Origin of the sequence: Psychrobacter sp. PP-21, from assembly GCF_033790785.1 — a bacterium.
In the GTDB taxonomy this organism is placed as follows: domain Bacteria; phylum Pseudomonadota; class Gammaproteobacteria; order Pseudomonadales; family Moraxellaceae; genus Psychrobacter.
Genome location: NZ_JAMYEB010000011.1, coordinates 70,863 through 88,876 on the forward strand (window position 1 = coordinate 70,863; position 18,014 = coordinate 88,876).

The 18,014-nt window shown below is 43.5% G+C and carries 14 protein-coding genes and 4 tRNA genes; 6 read left to right on the forward strand and 12 right to left on the reverse strand.

Annotated elements, in window-relative coordinates:
* Positions 1–16 precede the first annotated feature (16 nt).
* The 3 genes from trxB to NJD71_RS09750 are packed head-to-tail and all read left to right on the forward strand — an operon-like array spanning position 17 to position 2,320.
* Complete coding sequence (gene trxB / locus NJD71_RS09740) at positions 17–1,039, forward strand: thioredoxin-disulfide reductase (RefSeq protein ID WP_319051775.1); 1,023 nt, start codon at positions 17–19, stop codon at positions 1,037–1,039.
* Positions 1,040–1,852 carry a leucyl/phenylalanyl-tRNA--protein transferase gene (gene aat, locus NJD71_RS09745; RefSeq protein ID WP_319051776.1) on the forward strand — a complete coding sequence of 271 codons (813 nt, stop codon included), beginning with the start codon at positions 1,040–1,042 and terminating at the stop codon, positions 1,850–1,852.
* Between the two features lie 33 nt (positions 1,853–1,885).
* Positions 1,886–2,320 carry a MerR family transcriptional regulator gene (locus tag NJD71_RS09750; RefSeq protein WP_319051777.1) on the forward strand — a complete coding sequence of 145 codons (435 nt, stop codon included), beginning with the start codon at positions 1,886–1,888 and terminating at the stop codon, positions 2,318–2,320.
* A gap of 98 nt (positions 2,321–2,418) precedes the next feature.
* On the opposite strand, the gene rimI is transcribed toward NJD71_RS09750, so the two are convergent.
* The 12 genes from rimI to NJD71_RS09810 form a co-directional block, all read right to left on the reverse strand.
* Complete coding sequence (gene rimI / locus NJD71_RS09755; protein WP_319051779.1) at positions 2,419–2,907, reverse strand: ribosomal protein S18-alanine N-acetyltransferase; 489 nt, start codon at positions 2,905–2,907, stop codon at positions 2,419–2,421.
* Between the two features lie 164 nt (positions 2,908–3,071).
* Complete coding sequence (gene tuf, locus NJD71_RS09760) at positions 3,072–4,262, reverse strand: elongation factor Tu (RefSeq protein WP_319050997.1); 1,191 nt, start codon at positions 4,260–4,262, stop codon at positions 3,072–3,074.
* A gap of 280 nt (positions 4,263–4,542) precedes the next feature.
* The gene (locus NJD71_RS09765) at positions 4,543–4,860 is read right to left on the reverse strand and encodes a DUF6122 family protein (RefSeq protein WP_319051780.1); all 318 of its coding nucleotides are present in this window, start codon (positions 4,858–4,860) and stop codon (positions 4,543–4,545) included.
* Between the two features lie 211 nt (positions 4,861–5,071).
* Positions 5,072–5,146: transfer RNA gene (locus tag NJD71_RS09770), tRNA-Thr, on the reverse strand.
* 104 nt (positions 5,147–5,250) lie between these two features.
* Positions 5,251–5,324: transfer RNA gene (locus NJD71_RS09775), tRNA-Gly, on the reverse strand.
* 83 nt (positions 5,325–5,407) lie between these two features.
* Positions 5,408–5,491 (reverse strand) — tRNA-Tyr (locus NJD71_RS09780).
* Positions 5,492–5,558: 67 nt separating this feature from the next.
* Positions 5,559–5,634, reverse strand: a tRNA-Thr gene (locus tag NJD71_RS09785).
* Positions 5,635–5,827: 193 nt separating this feature from the next.
* Positions 5,828–7,324 (reverse strand): anthranilate synthase component I, encoded by a 1,497-nt coding sequence (gene trpE, locus NJD71_RS09790; RefSeq protein WP_319051781.1) that lies wholly within the window; start codon positions 7,322–7,324, stop codon positions 5,828–5,830.
* Between the two features lie 219 nt (positions 7,325–7,543).
* Positions 7,544–8,800, reverse strand: a complete 1,257-nt coding sequence (locus tag NJD71_RS09795; protein WP_319051782.1) for an FHA domain-containing protein — start codon at positions 8,798–8,800, stop codon at positions 7,544–7,546.
* A gap of 115 nt (positions 8,801–8,915) precedes the next feature.
* Positions 8,916–9,647: an RsiV family protein gene (locus tag NJD71_RS09800; RefSeq protein ID WP_319051784.1), complete on the reverse strand. Its 732-nt coding sequence runs from the start codon at positions 9,645–9,647 to the stop codon at positions 8,916–8,918.
* 328 nt (positions 9,648–9,975) lie between these two features.
* On the reverse strand, positions 9,976–11,571 hold the full coding sequence (locus NJD71_RS09805; RefSeq protein ID WP_319051785.1) for a peptide chain release factor 3: 1,596 nt from the start codon (positions 11,569–11,571) through the stop codon (positions 9,976–9,978).
* A gap of 194 nt (positions 11,572–11,765) precedes the next feature.
* A complete protein-coding gene (locus NJD71_RS09810; RefSeq protein ID WP_319051786.1) occupies positions 11,766–12,671 on the reverse strand; it encodes a hypothetical protein in 906 nt (301 codons plus the stop codon).
* Between the two features lie 361 nt (positions 12,672–13,032).
* Between NJD71_RS09810 and NJD71_RS09815 the strand changes: the two genes are divergently transcribed.
* The 3 genes from NJD71_RS09815 to NJD71_RS09825 all read left to right on the forward strand — a co-directional run bounded on the left by NJD71_RS09815 (position 13,033) and on the right by NJD71_RS09825 (position 17,697).
* Entirely contained in the window at positions 13,033–13,446 is a 414-nt protein-coding gene (locus NJD71_RS09815; RefSeq protein WP_319051787.1) for an Ohr family peroxiredoxin, read from the forward strand.
* Between the two features lie 379 nt (positions 13,447–13,825).
* Positions 13,826–16,813, forward strand: a complete 2,988-nt coding sequence (gene polA, locus NJD71_RS09820; RefSeq protein ID WP_319051788.1) for a DNA polymerase I — start codon at positions 13,826–13,828, stop codon at positions 16,811–16,813.
* Positions 16,814–17,160: 347 nt separating this feature from the next.
* Positions 17,161–17,697, forward strand: a complete 537-nt coding sequence (locus NJD71_RS09825) for a hypothetical protein (protein ID WP_319051789.1) — start codon at positions 17,161–17,163, stop codon at positions 17,695–17,697.
* Positions 17,698–18,014: the final 317 nt, after the last annotated feature.

The following is an 18,014-nucleotide window of genomic DNA, read 5'->3' on the forward strand; positions in this document are numbered from 1 at the left end:
TAGAAAGGAACACCTCATGGCAACTGACAATACTGCTCCACGTCACGAAAAACTCATTATTTTAGGCTCAGGTCCTGCAGGTTACTCTGCTGCAGTATATGCGGCACGTGCCAACCTTAAACCAGTTATGGTTACAGGTATGGAAGTAGGCGGTCAATTAACGACCACTACCGAAGTCGATAACTGGCCAGGCGATGCACATGATTTGACAGGTCCAGCGCTAATGGAGCGCATGAAGGCGCATGCTGAGCGCTTTGGTACAGAATTGGTTTATGATCATATCAATGAAGTCAACCTAAACGAGCGTCCTTTTCAGCTGTCAGGTAACAACGGCGACTATACTTGCGATGCGTTGATTATCTCAACAGGCGCTTCTGCACAGTATTTGGGGCTAGAGTCAGAAACCAAATTTAAAGGCCTTGGTGTATCTGCTTGTGCTACTTGTGATGGTTTTTTCTACAAGGACCAAAAAGTCGCTGTGATTGGTGGTGGTAATACCGCCGTCGAAGAAGCCTTATATTTGTCTAACATTGCTTCTGAAGTGACCTTAGTGCATCGCCGTGATAGCTTACGTTCTGAAAAAATCCTACAAGACAAGCTGTTTGAAAAAGCCAAAAACGGCAATGTCAAAATCGAGTGGAACCATCAGGTAAAAGAAGTGGTTGGTGATGATATGGGCGTCAATGGTGTCGTTATCGAATCAATGATTGACGGTAGCACCAAACAGCTAGACGCAATGGGTATGTTTGTCGCGATCGGTCACAAGCCTAATACTGACCTATTCACCGGTCAACTGGACATGAAAGATGGCTATCTGACTGTCAATAGTGGTCTCAATGGTAACGCTACACAAACTAGCATTGAGGGTGTATTTGCAGCTGGCGACGTCGCTGACCATGTTTATCGTCAGGCTATTACCTCTGCTGGTACAGGTTGTATGGCAGCACTTGATGCTGAAAAGTACTTAGATGCTATCGGTGAAGCAACGGCAAAAGACCATACGTACGCATCAACCCTAACTGCTGATCAAGAAGACTAAATGGATAACTTCACGCAGCACGATGATACCACTCAATACATCACGCCTGAGACTCTAAAAAGTCTTGGGCGTTATGACTTTCCTAATCCTATCTCTGTCGATCCTGATGGGATTGGCATTGTCGCGATGGGCGGCGATCTGGCATCTGAGACATTGATATCTGCTTACGCACAAGGACTGTTCCCATGGTTCAATGAAGACGAACCTATTGCTTGGTGGTGTCCTGAGCCACGCTGTGTGATAGCACCATCTGATTATCAACCGAGTAAGTCGCTACGTAAGCAAGCAAGCCGCGCGCGTTGGCAGTTGACACTCAATCAAGCTTTTGATGAGGTCATACACGCCTGTAGTCTACCGCGAAGCGATGGTCTTAATAATGACTTGCCTGAAGGCGAGCATACTTGGATTCATGATGAGATGATTGAGGCCTATACCAAGTTACATGCTCAAGGCTTCGCCCACAGTATTGAGGTCTGGGATGGAAAAGGTCAGCTGATTGGCGGACTTTACGGACTAAAAATAGGTAATATTTATTTTGGCGAGTCTATGTTCCATCTTGCGTCCAATGCCTCAAAGATAGCCTTCTGGGGTTTGATGCGTTTATGCGAACAAAGTCACGTGGCACTCGTCGATTGCCAATTGCCAAATGATCACCTCATGAGCTTGGGCGCTACCACCCTGCCGCGTACTGATTTCCTGGCTCAGTTAGATAGCCTGATAAGTCATCGTTTTGTTCAGTGGGATGACAGCTCGCATAAACCATTAGCAGTGACGCGACTTGATACTACAGAGCCTTGGCAACGCATATTATGATAATGACAATAGCTAAGTAACAACGAGGTTTTTATGGCGCTTGATATCTCATTTTTGTTGATCGGAGAGCTGGCAGCGAAGGCCAATACCACCAAAGACACGGTACGTCATTATGAGCAGTTAGGTCTGCTAAAATCACGTAAACGTCAGGCAGGGTCACGGTTGTATACGGAGTTTCATCCTGAATGCATCGAACGTATTGAGTTGATTAAGAGTGCACAAGCTATTGGCTTCACGCTCACCGAGATCAAAAATAGCTTAAACGATTATTACGATGGTCAACTGGATATTGATTTACAGCTTCTGCTAACGCAGCAAAAGCTAGAACAAGTCAAAAAACAACAAGCAAATATGAGTATGATGGTAGAGCTACTGAGCGAGCGCATCGACATTCTTGTTCAGATGCAAGCAGATAGTGAGTATCAGCTGGATATTGAAGTTTGCAAAAAGACAATACCTTTACAATAAGCCCGCCAAATATAGTAATTATAATAACTCTGCTTTATATCCCGTATTTGTCTTCATAAGTACTGTTACTCTACCTTCTCAACTAAATTTCCTCCAGTCTACTCGGTATAAGTGTGCTGCATAATGAGGGCATCAACTGCTGGCTGATGTGGTGATTGATAATAGCCTTTGCGCTTATGAATCACGACGAATTCTTGCCACTCATATAACGCAATCGCCGCATGATTATCTGCGCGTACCTCTAACAATAGACTCTCAACCTGATTACTCTGCAATACATCATGCAGCTTATCAATAGTCTGTGTCGCAACTCCTTGTCGCTGATAATCAGGATGCGTACCAATACGCAAAATTTCTGCTTGCTCAAAGAGCATTTGATATAAACAGTATCCAATTACGTTACTCTTTGCACTCTTATCTGGCGCGTACACGATCAGCATATTAATACTGTCTTGATTAAGCAGTTCAAGCAAAGTCTGGTAGCTCCAAGCATCTTGCGGCTGAACGATGGCTTCGATATTGGCTACGGCTTGAATTATTTTCTCAGACTCTGCTACATTAATTGGTGACGCTTCTATCGCAAACATGACTGCCCTTTTATGCTTGTTATTTAATTAGTTTTATCATTTGATTCGGCTTAGATTATATAAGTAAGTAGCTACATTATTTATTCTTTATCATAAAAAAAGCCACCCTATTTAGGGTGGCTTTTTTTTGACTAACTCACAAGCTCATTACTGAGACTTGATGATTAGTTCAATACGTTAGCAACAACACCAGCGCCTACAGTACGGCCGCCTTCACGAATAGCGAAGCGAAGACCTTTGTCCATAGCGATTGGGTGGATAAGCTCTACGCCCATCTCAACGTTATCACCAGGCATTACCATTTCAGTACCGTCTTGTAATTGGATTGCGCCAGTTACGTCAGTAGTACGGAAGTAGAACTGTGGACGATAGCCGTTTAGGAATGGTGTATGACGACCACCCTCTTCTTTTGACAATACATATACTTCAGCGTCAAACTTGGTGTGAGGCGTGATTGAACCTGGCTTAGCTAGTACTTGGCCACGTTGTACGTCTTCACGCTTAGTACCACGTAGTAGTACGCCACAGTTTTCGCCTGCACGACCTTCGTCAAGCAGTTTACGGAACATCTCTACACCAGTACAGGTAGTTTTTTGAGTGTCACGGATACCAACGATTTCGATCTCGTCACCAACTTTAACGATACCAGATTCAACACGGCCTGTTACTACGGTACCACGACCTGAGATTGAGAATACGTCTTCGATTGGCATTAGGAATGCTTTGTCGATGTCACGCTCTGGCTCTGGAATGTAGGTGTCTAGTACGTTTAGTAGTTCTACTACGGCTGGTTGGCCATATTTGTCTTCTGAGCCTTTTAGGGCTTCAGTAGCTGAACCTTTAACGATTGGGGTGTCATCGCCTGGGAAGTCATAGTCGTTCAATAGTTCACGAACTTCCATTTCTACTAGTTCTAGTAGTTCTTCGTCATCAACCATGTCACATTTGTTCATGAATACGATGATGTACGGTACGCCAACCTGACGTGAAAGCAGGATGTGCTCACGAGTTTGTGGCATAGGGCCGTCAGTTGCAGATACAACTAGGATTGCGCCGTCCATCTGAGCGGCACCTGTGATCATGTTTTTAACATAATCGGCGTGACCTGGGCAATCTACGTGAGCATAGTGACGGCTGTCTGTGTCATATTCTACGTGTGAGGTGTTGATGGTGATACCACGTGCTTTTTCTTCTGGTGCTGAGTCAATAGACGCGTAGTCTTTTGCTTCGCCACCAGAGGTAATTGCAGCTACGGTTGCGATTGCAGCGGTAAGGGTTGTTTTACCATGGTCAACGTGTCCGATGGTTCCGACGTTGACGTGTGGCTTGTTACGTTCAAACTTGGCCTTTGCCATGGGTATTTCCTCTTTTTTTGGTGAATGATAAATAAAAAGCTGTTTAATGGCTCATAATAAAATTAAATCATCATAAACCTAGCTATCAACCGCACGAACCACTGCTCCTAATCAAACAGCACTCCGAACTAATTTTTGTATCCGTTATTATACGCTGACTTGTCTTAAATAGTCATAACTCTGTCAATACAAACCAATTTTTCTCTGTGTCATAGGACGCTTGATTCATTACAACGTCAGCTATGACCTTTTAACTGTCTCGATGTACAAATCTATTGTATTAGCTCGATGACATCATCAAACAATCCGTAAAGTCCGTCAACATATGAAAAAGCAATCCAATGCCAATAATGTTAAAAGGCTTACGGAAAAAGAGCAAAAACACATATACCAACATTGCATAATACGTATGTAATGGGTGGAAATTAATGCTACATCTATTTGCCTGAAAAATTGGGTTCGCTATTAGGTGATCTATGTCCACCAGCATGGTCGCAAGCAAAATCAGATATGCTTTTTTCCACTCTTTTCTAAAAAACGCAATTGCAATAAAAAGTGGGAAACCAAAATGCAAGAAATAGTGTATAAATGCCTGCATGTTTGTCTACCAGTTCTAATAGCGTTGATATCAAACCACCAAAACCAATATTCATTAATATGCTGACAGCACTAAAAGGCAACACCTCAGTGTCACCTTTGAATCATTACATGTCTTACTAATTTTATATGTTTCAATATTTTATATTTTCGATATCGACGCAAAGCTATATATAAATAGCAAAACAAGCATAAAGGAGATAAATAATAAATGGAGCTCATATCGAGAATTGAACTCGAGACCTCTCCCTTACCAAGGGAGTGCTCTACCGCTGAGCTATATGAGCATATATTAAAAATCTTTGAGCTGCACTAAAAAAAATATCACGATACAGCAATAATAACTGACTGTCGTGATGATTGATTATTAGGCTTTGCGATGGTGTATATATGGAGCGGGTGGCGGGAATCGAACCCGCGTCATTAGCTTGGAAGGCTAAGGTGTTACCATTATACCACACCCGCATTTACTCTTGTTTATATCAACTCTAATCGAGAGTTGTTAAATACAGAGCATGCTTGGCGCTGTGACAAACTTTTAAAAAATATGGTGGTGGGAGAAGGATTCGAACCTTCGAAGCTTTCGCGACAGATTTACAGTCTGTTGGGTTTGACCGCTCCCCAATCCCACCTTAGGGTGCTTTGAACAAAAATGACTTTCATTTAAGACAAATTCATAAAAAGCTACTTTAAAAGAGATGGTGCCGACTGCCGGGATCGAACTGGCGACCTACTGATTACAAGTCAGTTGCTCTACCAACTGAGCTAAGTCGGCTTGTTCTCTCTAAAGTGGTGGCTATTCTATCAAATATTTTGAATGACGCAAGTCCTTTTTTATCTTTTTTTCAATTATTTCAATATAAATATTCAAGCCATTGATTACATTGTTATTTTTTTTATAGAAAAATACAGCTATCTTGGCATCTTGCAGCCTATTTACTGGTATTTGATAAATTAAAAGAGAATAGTTAGCGAATACGCAATCCATTGCAGGCCATTTTTACGGCTTTTACCAATGCTAGTGCTTTTTTATTGGTTTCATCCCACTCAGCTTCTGGTACATAATCAGCGACGACGCCTGCTCCCGCTTGGATATGTATCTCGCCGCGGCGCATTACTGCAGTACGAATAGCAATGGCGGTATCCATATTTCCATTCCAGCCCAGATAACCTACAGACCCACCAAATACCGTTCGACGAACAGGTTCTATCTCATCAATAATTTGCATGGCTCGAATTTTAGGAGCCCCTGATAGCGTACCAGCGGGAAAAGTCGCACAGAACACATCTAGTGCATCTTTGTCAGCTTGTATTGTGCCTTCTACATTGGACGCAATATGCATCACTTGTGAGTAGCGCTCAATGAACATCTTTTCTGTCACTTTGACACTACCATATTCGCAAACGCGGCCGATATCATTACGACCTAGATCAATAAGCATTAAATGCTCAGCAGTTTCTTTTTTGTCATGAAGTAGCTCCTGCTCGAGTGCCAGATCCTCTGCTTCATCTTGACCACGCTTGCGTGTTCCTGCTAGCGGACGCACAGTTACCTTGCCATTTTCGATGCGAGATAATATTTCAGGAGACGCACCGATGATATCAAATCGCTTATGGTCGTCGAGCGTATAACCATGCACCAAAAACAGATAAGGCGATGGGTTGAGGTAGCGGAGCGCACGATAAACAGCTAGAGAGTCACCTGTATAGTCAGCAGTCAAGCGCTGCGCTGGGACCACCTGCATGACATCGCCTGCTACGATATAGTCTTTTATTTTGTTGACGTCGCTACAGTATTTATCCTTACCTGTCTGCGATGTGAATGTAGGCGTAGGCATGACTGGCGCAGACATATTCAACGGCTCTGCCAACTTTTCTTCGATTTTTTCTAACTCACGAATGGCTGTACTGTAGCCTTCTTCAGTCTGGCAGTCAGCATAGACTATTATCGACAAGGTGTTTTCCAGATTATCGAATACGATGACGCTCATTGACAGCATCAGCCACATATCTGGCATCGACATGGGATTAGGAGCATCAGATGTTCCGACGCTAGGCTCAATAATGCGTACCATATCATAGCCGAAGTATCCCACTAAGCCGCCACTAAAACTTGGTACAGTGGGCACATCTTCAGCCGTCGGCATCTGATACTGCGTCATCAACTTGCGGATATAATCAAAAGGATCTACTACTGCTTGTGTATCGATATGATCATTTTTTTTGATGGTCATATTGCCATCAGCATATTGTAGGATCAAATCACTACCCAAACCAATCATCGAGTATCGCGCCCAGCGTTCACCGCCTACTACAGACTCAAACAGATAAGCAGAGCCATTTAGATCACGCACTTTAGAAAAGACAGACACTGGGGTCTGTACATCCATCAAACGTTTTTTTATCAAGGGCGCATGACTAAAGCCACGATCTTTGAAAGCTTGGTATTCTTGGAAGGTCATCATAGTAACGCTCACTTTGCATCATGGCAGCAAAAATAAAACAGCACACTGTTAAATAAAATATAGCGCCAACATTCTGTTGTCATGTTGACGCTATAAAAAATCTATTTGAATAAAATGGCCAACCAAGTATTCAGCAACACTCGTTAGCCTCGGTAGTCTGCTACTTCAATAGTCTATAGAGTAGCTGCCACAGCTAAGCTATATCTAGATAAGGTATGTTTAAACACCGCCCATATTAAACAGCCATAGTGCCAGACCAATAATCAAAATCGCTAGGAAGACCCATATAAACCAGCCGCCACTCGCTTTTTTCTCTACTTGTCCTGTATGCGCTGGATTACTGATTTCTTGATCCATTGCATTATTGCCTTCAGTACCAAGATCACGATCCTGTCCTAAATTGGCTGTACCTGAAAACTGTGCGCTGGCTGCTTGTTTGGCTTTTAAAACTTCAGGGTCAGCTTCTTCTTGTAACTCTGTTTTTGTTGTTTTGTCATGTTCCATTTGGTCTGCACGCTCCTCACGTATTACAGTCTCTTTATGTGCCACTGGCTGCTCTACCACTGGTTCCTGCTCTACTAACGAGGCACTCTCATTAGTTACTGTCGACTGCTCTGGCGTTGTTGGTACAGTTGATTCAGATGTTTCGCCTGCTTGTGCCGAAGTCTCTTCAATTGGTGCGGGCGCTGCACTGTCTGCTGCTGATAATACGTCTTCGATACCTGTTTCTTTTACTACTGGCTCTGGAGAGACTGATTCAGCAACTACGTCCTCAGTGGTAGGTGTTGTTACTGGGTCTGCTGTTTTGTCCATCGTGGTGTCTGGCGCTATAGTTGGGTCGGTATCGACAGATGATACTTTCTCTGTATTAGAACTAGGTAGGATCTCTTCGATACCTGTTTGTTTGACGACTGGTTCGTTGCTAGCTGCTACAGGACTCTCATTTGTTTGTTCTTTAATACTAGTCTCTTCAGTAACAAGCTCATCAATAACTGGTCTATCATCAAAAGGTTTTTGGTCGATAGTCTTATTAACCATGCTCTGCTCGTCAACAGTTCCCGCGGTTGTTTCTGTCTCAGTGGTTGTCGCAGTGATTCCCTCTTCTTCTGTTGCTGGTGCTAACGTTGTACTTTCTTCAGGAGTGGTAGATGCTTGTACCTGAAAGACAAAACTTGCAAAACCAAGCGTATCGTTAGCTTGTAGCACATTTGACTCGTTACCTGTGATACGTCTATCGTTGATAAAAGTGCCGTTAGAAGAATCCAAGTCTTTTACGTATAGCTGACCGTCTAGTACGCTCAGCACAGCATGATTGCGAGATACCTGTTTGCTACCCAGCACGACATCACTGTCGCTGCCACGGCCAACAGACAAACTATCACTAACTGTCAGTGTTAAATCGCCCAATGCCTCTGTCAATGCATTCAACTGCCACGTATTGGTTGCTGCTGTCATGTTATCTGTATTATTCGTCATACTGTAACTCCTTATTTTTCTATTAATTTTCAAACGGTTTTAAGCAAATTATTATTAATGGTTATTAACTGGTCGATCTGTAGTAGAGAACATAATGTAGTCGTTATTTATCTGTCTATTTTGGTATAAAGTAAGGTTTTATCACCTTATTAAGCTCACTATACGGAATGCTCAATACGGGCATACCATAAGCATACGGACCGATAGAATAGTGCTGATAACGAATGTCAATGCCTGTATCTGTCAACGTCACATTGTCGCTCAACATAAATGGCCAGTTTTTCTCATAGCTACTGACATCGTCAGCGACCGTTTTCACCCATGTCTGGTACGCATCATGCGCGAGTGCTTCGAAACGAGGCTTCTTGCCTGCAATAATCATATCATCGAGGGTGACTTGCTTTTCGGTACTTAGATCAAACGTCAAATACTCACTATATGGCATGCCGTGTGCACCGCCAGTAAAAACATAAGAGTTGATTTCAAACAGCTCAAAGTTATTGACGTGACCTAAATAGACAGGCGTCACCGTCAAACTGTAAGCCCACGAAACCTCTTCAGGCATATCTTGAAACTGCGACGCCGCAAAGTCATTAATCGCAGCATTCACGTCTGCTTGAGTGCTTGGCGTTTTAATCGGTGCTGATTCTGTTGGCTTGCTATTGACGACTAAACTGTTAATACGTGCATTGATTGCTGTATCTATCCAGCTATGATTACTCTTGAGATATTTAACCTCAATCTCTGGGCAATTATCACGCTCAGCGCATATCTTTTGGATTTTTTCTGGCAATTGATAATCAAGATACTCTGTTGTACTGACAAGGCTACCTGCAGTTGCAGACATACTGATAGCGCCGATTAGTAAACCACTTGCTAAGGTACTAATTCGCTGAATATTCGCGGCCCTACTCAATAACAGTTGAAACATAGACTTATTAAAATAGAATCGAATCATCGCTGACATACATTTTCTTTTATAAATATAAAGTATTGCGTAACATTCTACCGTAACAATGACGCTGTATTGTAGGAACACTGTTTGTGTTTATGAAGTATTGCTAATCATTAAAAACCAATATCAGACCATAAACGATAGACAATAAAAAAGACACGGCTAGCGTGTCTTAATCGATGAAAAATAAGCGGTACAGGTGTTTTTGATACGAATGATATTAATGCTCACGCGTACTACTGAACGTTATTTCTGGATAACGGTCTTGCATCAACTGTAAGTTGACCCGTGATGGTGCAAGATAGGTCAAATAACCACCACCATCTATTGATAACTGGTCATGGGCTTTTTTCTTAAATTTCGCTAATGCCACCTCATCATCACAATGAATCCAGCGTACGGTGGCAATCGATACCGGCTCAAACGTACACTGAACTTTGTACTCTTCTTTGAGACGATGAGCGACCACCTCAAACTGTAGTACACCGACCGCACCCAAGACTAAATCGTTATTAATCTGCGGCATAAATACCTGCGTGGCGCCCTCTTCACTCAACTGCTGTAAACCTTTTTGCAATGCTTTTGATTTAAGCGGATCTTTTAGCACCACTCGGCGGAACAGTTCAGGCGCGAAATGAGGAATACCGGTAAAGCTCAACTCTTCTCCTTCGGTAAAGCTGTCACCGATGGAAATGGTGCCATGGTTATGTAAACCAATAATATCACCCGGATAAGCCTCTTCTAGCGCCTCGCGGTCACCGGCCAAAAAGGTCAGCGCATCAGCAATACGGACATCTTTGCCCAGACGCACGTGCTTCATCTTCATGCCCTTTTCGTACTTACCAGAGCACACGCGCAAGAACGCAATGCGGTCACGGTGACGCGGATCCATATTTGCCTGAATTTTAAAGACAAAACCTGTGAAATCAGTTTCGGTTGCTGATACTTCACGCTCAGTCGTTGGATGGGCTTTTGGCGGCGGGGCATATTTGACTAAGGTATCAAGGACCATATTGACACCGAAGTTGCCCAAGGCAGTACCGAATAATACTGGCGTCATCTCACCTGCTAAGAACGCGTCAACGCTGAACTCTTCTAGCGCCATCTGTACCAGCTCTAATGACTCTTCAAACGCGTCAAACATCAACTGCCCAAGACGCTCACGTATATCCGGATAGTCATAGCCCTCGCGAGTCTCAGAGACGGTCATTTTGCCGCCGTTGCCTTTTTCGTAGAGATAGGTTTTGTCTTCTGCAAGGTGATATACCCCAACAAAATCCTGCCCCATACCAATCGGCCATGTAACAGGCACGCATTTAATCTTGAGCACCGCTTCGATTTCACTTAGCAGCTCAAGCGGCTCACGAATCTGACGATCGAGCTTATTAACGAATGAGATGATTGGCGTATCGCGCATACGGCACACTTCCATCAGTTTGATGGTTCGTTCTTCGACACCTTTTGCCCCATCAACCATCATCAGGGCGCTGTCTACGGCGGTCAACGTACGGTACGTATCTTCACTAAAGTCGGCGTGACCTGGAGTGTCTAGTAGGTTGACCATGTGATCTTGATAAGGAAACTGCATGACGGACGTGGTGATCGAAATACCACGCTCTTGCTCCATACTCATCCAATCTGAAGTCGCATGACGATCAGTCTTACGGCCTTTGACTTCACCTACTACCTGAATCGCTTGACCCCATAACAGCAGCTTTTCGGTCATGGTGGTCTTACCCGCATCGGGATGCGAGATAATAGCGAAGGTGCGGCGCTTGGCCACTTCTTTGTTTAATTTCTTTGGATCTACACTCATAGTTTTTGGCTTCAACCTTAACTTCAAAAAGGCTGTCTTTTAGACAGTAATCTGAATAAATAGAATAAATAATGAGCGTATTGTAGCCGATTTAGCGTTAGGGTGCAGAGTTAGCGTATAAAAAAACACGCTCTGTCAGTCAGACAAAGCGTGTTAACAAAGTTTTTAACCGTCATCGTAGAGCTTGCTTGATTTTAATAATAGCGCTTTATTTGCTCAGCTAAGAAGTCTCCTGCAACCTCATTAACGAGCGTACAATCTACCACGCCAAATCGGCTGTCTGTATTTGGATTAATACTGCCCTTGGCAACATAGTTTGCCTCATAGATATCCTTTCCATATTCAACGCCGCTATATTCATAAGCGGGCTGATTATTGTATGCAAAAAACATCACTTGCGCCGCTGCTTGCTTGTTTTCTATACCCACACCGAACTGAGAGGTTCTATGATCTCTATCATCGCTAAAGCGCTGTTTGGCCGCATCAAGCCATTTCTCTAATGACGAGTAGCCAGTCTTGTTTTTGTCGTTAAATGCCAAAAATGAGCGCTCGCTTGTCACGACTGGTATATAACAAACTGACCCTTCAGGAAAGGCAATATTAGTTGGAATATTGCTGTAGTTGCTCAAGGCTGTCCGAATACCACGGCGGTCTTCGATATTCGTGCCAGCGCTATAACTGTTGGCGTTTAATCCTGATAAATTAAGGGTCTGATAGGTGGTTTCATAGCCTAGTTTATTATTGCTGTTTTTTTCATAAATAGGACGTTTGACGGTGCGGTTACTGACCTTGATGTCTTTATTTTCGAGTCGACCTTCAAAATTATCCGCCAGTACCGTTCTGTCTAGATCATTAAGACTCTGATTGCTATAACTGTTGATGAGGTTGGTGGTTTTGATATCACGTGCCCCAGTGCGATAAGTCTCATCGATTCGGGCAATGGCAGTATCATTGGCTTTACTATCATAGCTACTATCAAAGCTTGTCAGCGTTATCGTGCTACTACCAGAACCATAAGAGGCGCCGTCCTCTTCTCCGCAGCCCACTACAGTAAGCGCTGCCACAGATAGAACACCAGATATTGCAACCACTCTATTCATCGAACACTATCCTTATGAGTCAGACTCTATTATCTGTTTTGAGGAGATTAGGACGGATTAAAAGTCTATTATAGCAATGCCTATATTGATGGACACCTGTAGCACTGAATGCCTGTAGCATTGATCATGTGCTTGCAGCACTACTAATGACTGCCAGTACTTATTCAACAGGTTCTGATATCACCGATACTGACATGCTTTGCTACTTAAACTGTTCATGCAAGCGTTATTCAAGAATCATTTACAAACTTGTTGTAAATATTTACTACTGACTCACTGAGCTGCCTCAATGATTTGCTATCCTAGATTGGACATTTAGATTTACCACTTCAACATAAAAACTCAAAACAAAGGATGTGTCATGAAATCTCTATATTCTACAAAATCTACGGTTACTGGCGGTCGCATGGGTACAGCAACCTTGAGCGATAGTGATCTTGAAATCAACATGGTACCACCAGGCGGTAATCAAAAAGGTAACAACCCTGAGCAGTTACTTGCTATGGGTTATGGGGCTTGCTTTGATGGCGCTCTAGGCGTGGTCAAAAAGATGGAAAGCGCCACATTTGGCTCAACTGTTGAGACCTCTGTCGATTTACTACAAGGCGAAAACCACGAATACAAGCTTGCTGTAAAAATCCACGTTATCGCTGATAACACAGACCTATCTGCTGATGACATCCAAAAACTGGTCGAAAAAGCACATGAAGTATGCCCATACTCAAAAGCAACCAGCGGCAACATTGATGTTGAAGTCACTTCAGAAGTAAAATAACGCATTATTAGACTTATTATCAATAAGTAATTAAGAATAAGTTAATTATAAAAGAACTCAGCTGGTCTGGGTTCTTTTTTTATTTGAAATTTTGGTGGAAAACTAGGGAGTGTCCCTATTTTAAAAATGGTAATAAAAATGAAATAAATTGCAGGCAAACAAGGAAAATAGTGCAGACAACATCGAGATATTAACCAGCTATTTGACGCCGTTTATCAAAGATTTAGACATTTTTAGCCCATTTAGTGATTAGCGTTTGAACTAGGGACACGCCCTAATACCACTACAATATCTCATAACGATTAAGGAGTTCGGCACACGCGGATTTTATCGTTATAATAAGAGCATATTTCTATCTAATAGCTGATAAGTGACCTTTATGACTGATAATATAGCCGACAATACAGCTGGTAATACGACCAGCAATGACCACCACTCCCATCAAGCGCTAGACCCAAAAGCCTTGCCAAATTTTGACGATATGCCTAACGTTGCGCTGATGAATACCAGTCATGTGGACAAAGATCAGCCACCGTTTATCTTGGTTGATGGCTCTTACTATCTGTTTCGCACCTATCATGCCCTCCCAAAGACCATGCAAAACTCGCAAGGTCTAATAACCAATGCGATCCGTGGTACTTTGAATGCGCTGCTAAAATTGATGCGTCGTTATCACCCCACTCATATGGCGGTCTGCTTTGACACCAACTCACCGACTTTTCGCCATCATATGTCACCTGACTATAAAGCCGCCCGTCCGCCTATAGACGTAGAGCTGGTAGAGCAAATTCCTTATGTCCATCGTTTGGTCAGCGCGCTAGGTATTCCGCTGCTACGTATCGAAGGCGCAGAAGCGGACGATATCATCGGTACGCTTGCCCATCGCGCGGTCGAGCAAGGTCATCATGTGGTCATCTCAACGGGCGATAAAGACATGATGCAGCTGGTCAATGACTGTGTGATATTGGAAGACAGCTTTACGGGTAAAATTACAGATACACCAGCGGTGATCGACAAGTTCGGTATCAACCCAAATCAAATGATTGATTTCTTAACGCTCATGGGTGACAGCTCTGACGGTATTAAAGGCGTGCCAGGTATCGGTAAAAAGACCGCAAAAGATTTGCTGGTTGAATATGGTGACATCGATAATATGCTCAAGCATATTGGCTTTATCAAAGGTCGCGGCGCCAAAGGTCTGATCGAACACGCCGATGACATTCCTTTTAATAGACAGCTCGCTACTATCGTCACCAATCTACAAATCGGTCAGGACTGGAACGATCTCAAAATCAATACCGACCCCTGTGCGCATATAGATGAGCTGCGCGACCTATACAATGAGCTTGAGTTTAGAAACGAGCTGGCATCGCTCGATCATCCAAACCATCCTGCAAACGGCTCAAAGAGTGTCTCGGATAGCCAAGCCAATGCTGAGTCACAAGCGCAAGTCGCCAAATCGCTGCAAGCAAACAGTGGCGATGACATCAAGGTCAACCATCAGGATAAAGCGTGGCATACTGTGCTCGACGAACCTGCGCTTGATAGCTTGGTCGAGTTATTAGAAGCAGCGCCGCATTTCGTCATCGATACCGAAACCACCAGCGTCCATTGGCGCGAGGCCCAAATCGTCGGTCTATCTTTTGCTGTGCAAGCACACGAGGCTTATTATGTGCCACTCACTCATAGCTTAGAGGGTGATGAGCTAACAGCAAAACAGCTCGATCGTGATACGGTATTGGCACGTTTAAAGCCTGTGCTAGAAAACCCAAACATCGGTAAAATCGGACAGCATCTAAAATACGACGCGCATATCCTCGCACACTATGACATCGACTTAGTCGGTGCGATACATGAGCAGCCAAACAACTGGGCGATGGATACCATGCTGGCAAGCTATGTCATTAACGCAGCAGCTACTCGACACGGTATGGACGATCTGGCGCGCCATTATCTACAAACGCAGACTATTAGCTTTGAGGAAGTCGCGGGCAAAGGGGCTAAGCAAGTCACCTTTGACCAAGTAGCTATCGATATTGCGAGTGACTATGCTTGTGAAGATGCCGATATCACCTATCAGCTGTTTGACGTATTCAGCGTTGAGCTGGCAAACGATGCCAATAATGCCAAATTACTCCACGAGTTAGAGATCCCAACGGCTGAGATACTTTGTCAAATGGAAGCGCATGGTATCCTCATCAAACGCTCCTTTTTGAACGAGCTGTCAAAGCGCTTCGATGAAGAAATCATCGCGCTAGAGCAGCGTGCCTACGAGGTGGCGGGTGAAGAATTTAACTTAGGCTCGCCAAAGCAGCTCGGCGAGATGTTGTTTGATAAGCTCGGCGTCCCTGGCGGTAAGAAAACCAAGTCTGGTCAATATTCTACTGGTGAAGCGGTCCTATCGAAAGTCGATCACCCGCTAGTCGATATTACCTTAGAGTATCGCGGATTATCCAAGCTCAAGAGCACTTATACCGATGCGCTCGATAACGTCGCAGATAGCGAGACTGACCGTGTCCATACCAGCTATCATCAGGCATTAACGAGCACAGGTCGTCTATCATCAACCGATCCTAACTTACAGAATATTCCGATTCGTACGGCGACGGGTCGCCTGATTCGCCAAGCCTTTATCGCACCAGAAGGTCGTGTGATCTTAGCGGCGGATTATTCACAGATTGAATTGCGTCTGATGGCGCACTTCTCAGGCGACAGCAACCTGACTCATGCCTTTAACGAAGGTCTAGATATTCATGCTGCCACTGCTGCCGAAGTGCTAAGCAAAGAGGTCGCGGACGTTACGCCAACGGAGCGCCGAAATGCCAAGGCTATTAATTTTGGACTACTATATGGCATGAGTGCTTTTGGACTTGCCAAGCAGTTACAGATGAGCCGCGGTGAAGCACAAGACTACATTGATATGTATTTTGAGCGCTACCCAGGTGTCAAGAATTATATGATCAACACGCGTGCCAGCGCGTACGAGCAAGGTTATGTGGAGACGATACTGGGCCGTAAACTCTATACGCCTGATATCAATCATAGCAATCGTATGGTCAAGCAAGGTGCCGAGCGCGCGGCAATTAATGCGCCTTTACAAGGCTCAGCCGCTGATTTGATTAAGCTTGCCATGATTGCTGTTGATAAAGTACTGCCTAAAGATCAGGCCAAAATGCTGCTACAGGTTCATGATGAACTCGTTTTTGAAGTGGATGAGGATAAGGTAGATACGGTTAGCCAATTGATTACGGATGCCATGCAAGATGTCCTAGCGACAACCGCTGTCAATAAAGGCTGGGCTGTCGACTTTGCAGTGCCGTTATTGGTTGAGACAGACAGTGGTCAGAACTGGGATGAAGCACATTGATTTGGTTTGGGGGAAATTTATAGCTTCCCACAACGTGGAGATAACATGGGTTTTGTGCTTTTATGCTTACCAACACTAAAAGTCAAACTTAACCCATTGTTTGCTATGTTTAGTCAATTAGTACAATTATCAATAGAGTGAAGGGTAACATTTATCTTTATATTGCCTATACAAACAATCACTTATGACCAATTGGTTATATTTTATGACGTTATCATCGTCAAGCTAGGTTATAATAGCGTCATATAGATTATCTGTATTTAGTGAGACAGTTTTGGTTAGAGTGAGCCTACGGGCTCACTTTTTTGTTTTTGACACATTTTTTTGACGCGCAGGAGCCAGTTATTTTGAATTCAGATGGCCTCATTGAAATCCCCGGTATGATCCTGTTGTTTGCCTGTTTGCTACGTTGCACACAGTACATTGTACAAAGTCATATCAAATATATTCAGGCTTTTTGGTTGGCAGCCGTACTTGTATTTTTTACTGTCATTCGTCGCGAGCTGAACTATCTACCAGACTTATTGGTTCCAAGCGACTTCTCATTTTTGAATCAGTCTTATGACTGGTGGGAAGACAGTGTGCTGACCGTTATTTATCTTGTGGCGCTTGGTCTACTGGCTTATTCGAGAAAATACCTCTGGGCAGTACTAAAGAACGTACCTGTTTCACTCTATCTCAGCGCTGCAGTACTGGCAATCATCCAATATATGGGAGAGAACGCCATTGTATTTCCGCATACATGGGGAGAAGTTGTCGAAGAATTGTCTGAAACGGCTATCTACGCAATTGCCTTAATATATCTATGGCGTTTCAAACTGGCTGACTATGAGTCGTATCTGATGCAGAAGTTAAATTATAAATTCAAGCATACCAATAGCTAAAACGATCATTATCGTGGCTTACACTTAATCACTTAGTGGCACAAGCTTTATAAAAAATGCTGCAAAATCGAACGGCTGCTCAATATGAGTAGCCGTTTTGCATTCTGGCAATCGCCTTACATATTTTGAACATCCTGTCACACCTTACTACTAGTGAAAATTCTAATAACCGTACAGACTGTTCAATAGAATATAGTCACCTGACCACAAAAATGTTATAAAATAAATCAACTAAACGACTACCACAATAAATAACCATGACTTACTCCCTAGATTATCGCAAACAAGTCTTAAAAAGCTTAGATGAGGGCATGACC

Bases quoted from the DNA above. Each gene is read 5' to 3' on its own strand.
- trxB (WP_319051775.1), top strand. From the start codon at position 17: ATGGCAACTGACAATACTGCTCCACGTCACGAAAAACTCATTATTTTA.
- aat (WP_319051776.1), top strand. From the start codon at position 1,040: ATGGATAACTTCACGCAGCACGATGATACCACTCAATACATCACGCCT.
- NJD71_RS09750 (WP_319051777.1), top strand. From the start codon at position 1,886: ATGGCGCTTGATATCTCATTTTTGTTGATCGGAGAGCTGGCAGCGAAG.
- rimI (WP_319051779.1), bottom strand. From the start codon at position 2,907: ATGTTTGCGATAGAAGCGTCACCAATTAATGTAGCAGAGTCTGAGAAA.
- tuf (WP_319050997.1), bottom strand. From the start codon at position 4,262: ATGGCAAAGGCCAAGTTTGAACGTAACAAGCCACACGTCAACGTCGGA.
- NJD71_RS09765 (WP_319051780.1), bottom strand. From the start codon at position 4,860: ATGCAGGCATTTATACACTATTTCTTGCATTTTGGTTTCCCACTTTTT.
- trpE (WP_319051781.1), bottom strand. From the start codon at position 7,324: ATGATGACCTTCCAAGAATACCAAGCTTTCAAAGATCGTGGCTTTAGT.
- NJD71_RS09795 (WP_319051782.1), bottom strand. From the start codon at position 8,800: ATGACGAATAATACAGATAACATGACAGCAGCAACCAATACGTGGCAG.
- NJD71_RS09800 (WP_319051784.1), bottom strand. From the start codon at position 9,647: ATGTCTGCAACTGCAGGTAGCCTTGTCAGTACAACAGAGTATCTTGAT.
- NJD71_RS09805 (WP_319051785.1), bottom strand. From the start codon at position 11,571: ATGAGTGTAGATCCAAAGAAATTAAACAAAGAAGTGGCCAAGCGCCGC.
- NJD71_RS09810 (WP_319051786.1), bottom strand. From the start codon at position 12,671: ATGAATAGAGTGGTTGCAATATCTGGTGTTCTATCTGTGGCAGCGCTT.
- NJD71_RS09815 (WP_319051787.1), top strand. From the start codon at position 13,033: ATGAAATCTCTATATTCTACAAAATCTACGGTTACTGGCGGTCGCATG.
- polA (WP_319051788.1), top strand. From the start codon at position 13,826: ATGACTGATAATATAGCCGACAATACAGCTGGTAATACGACCAGCAAT.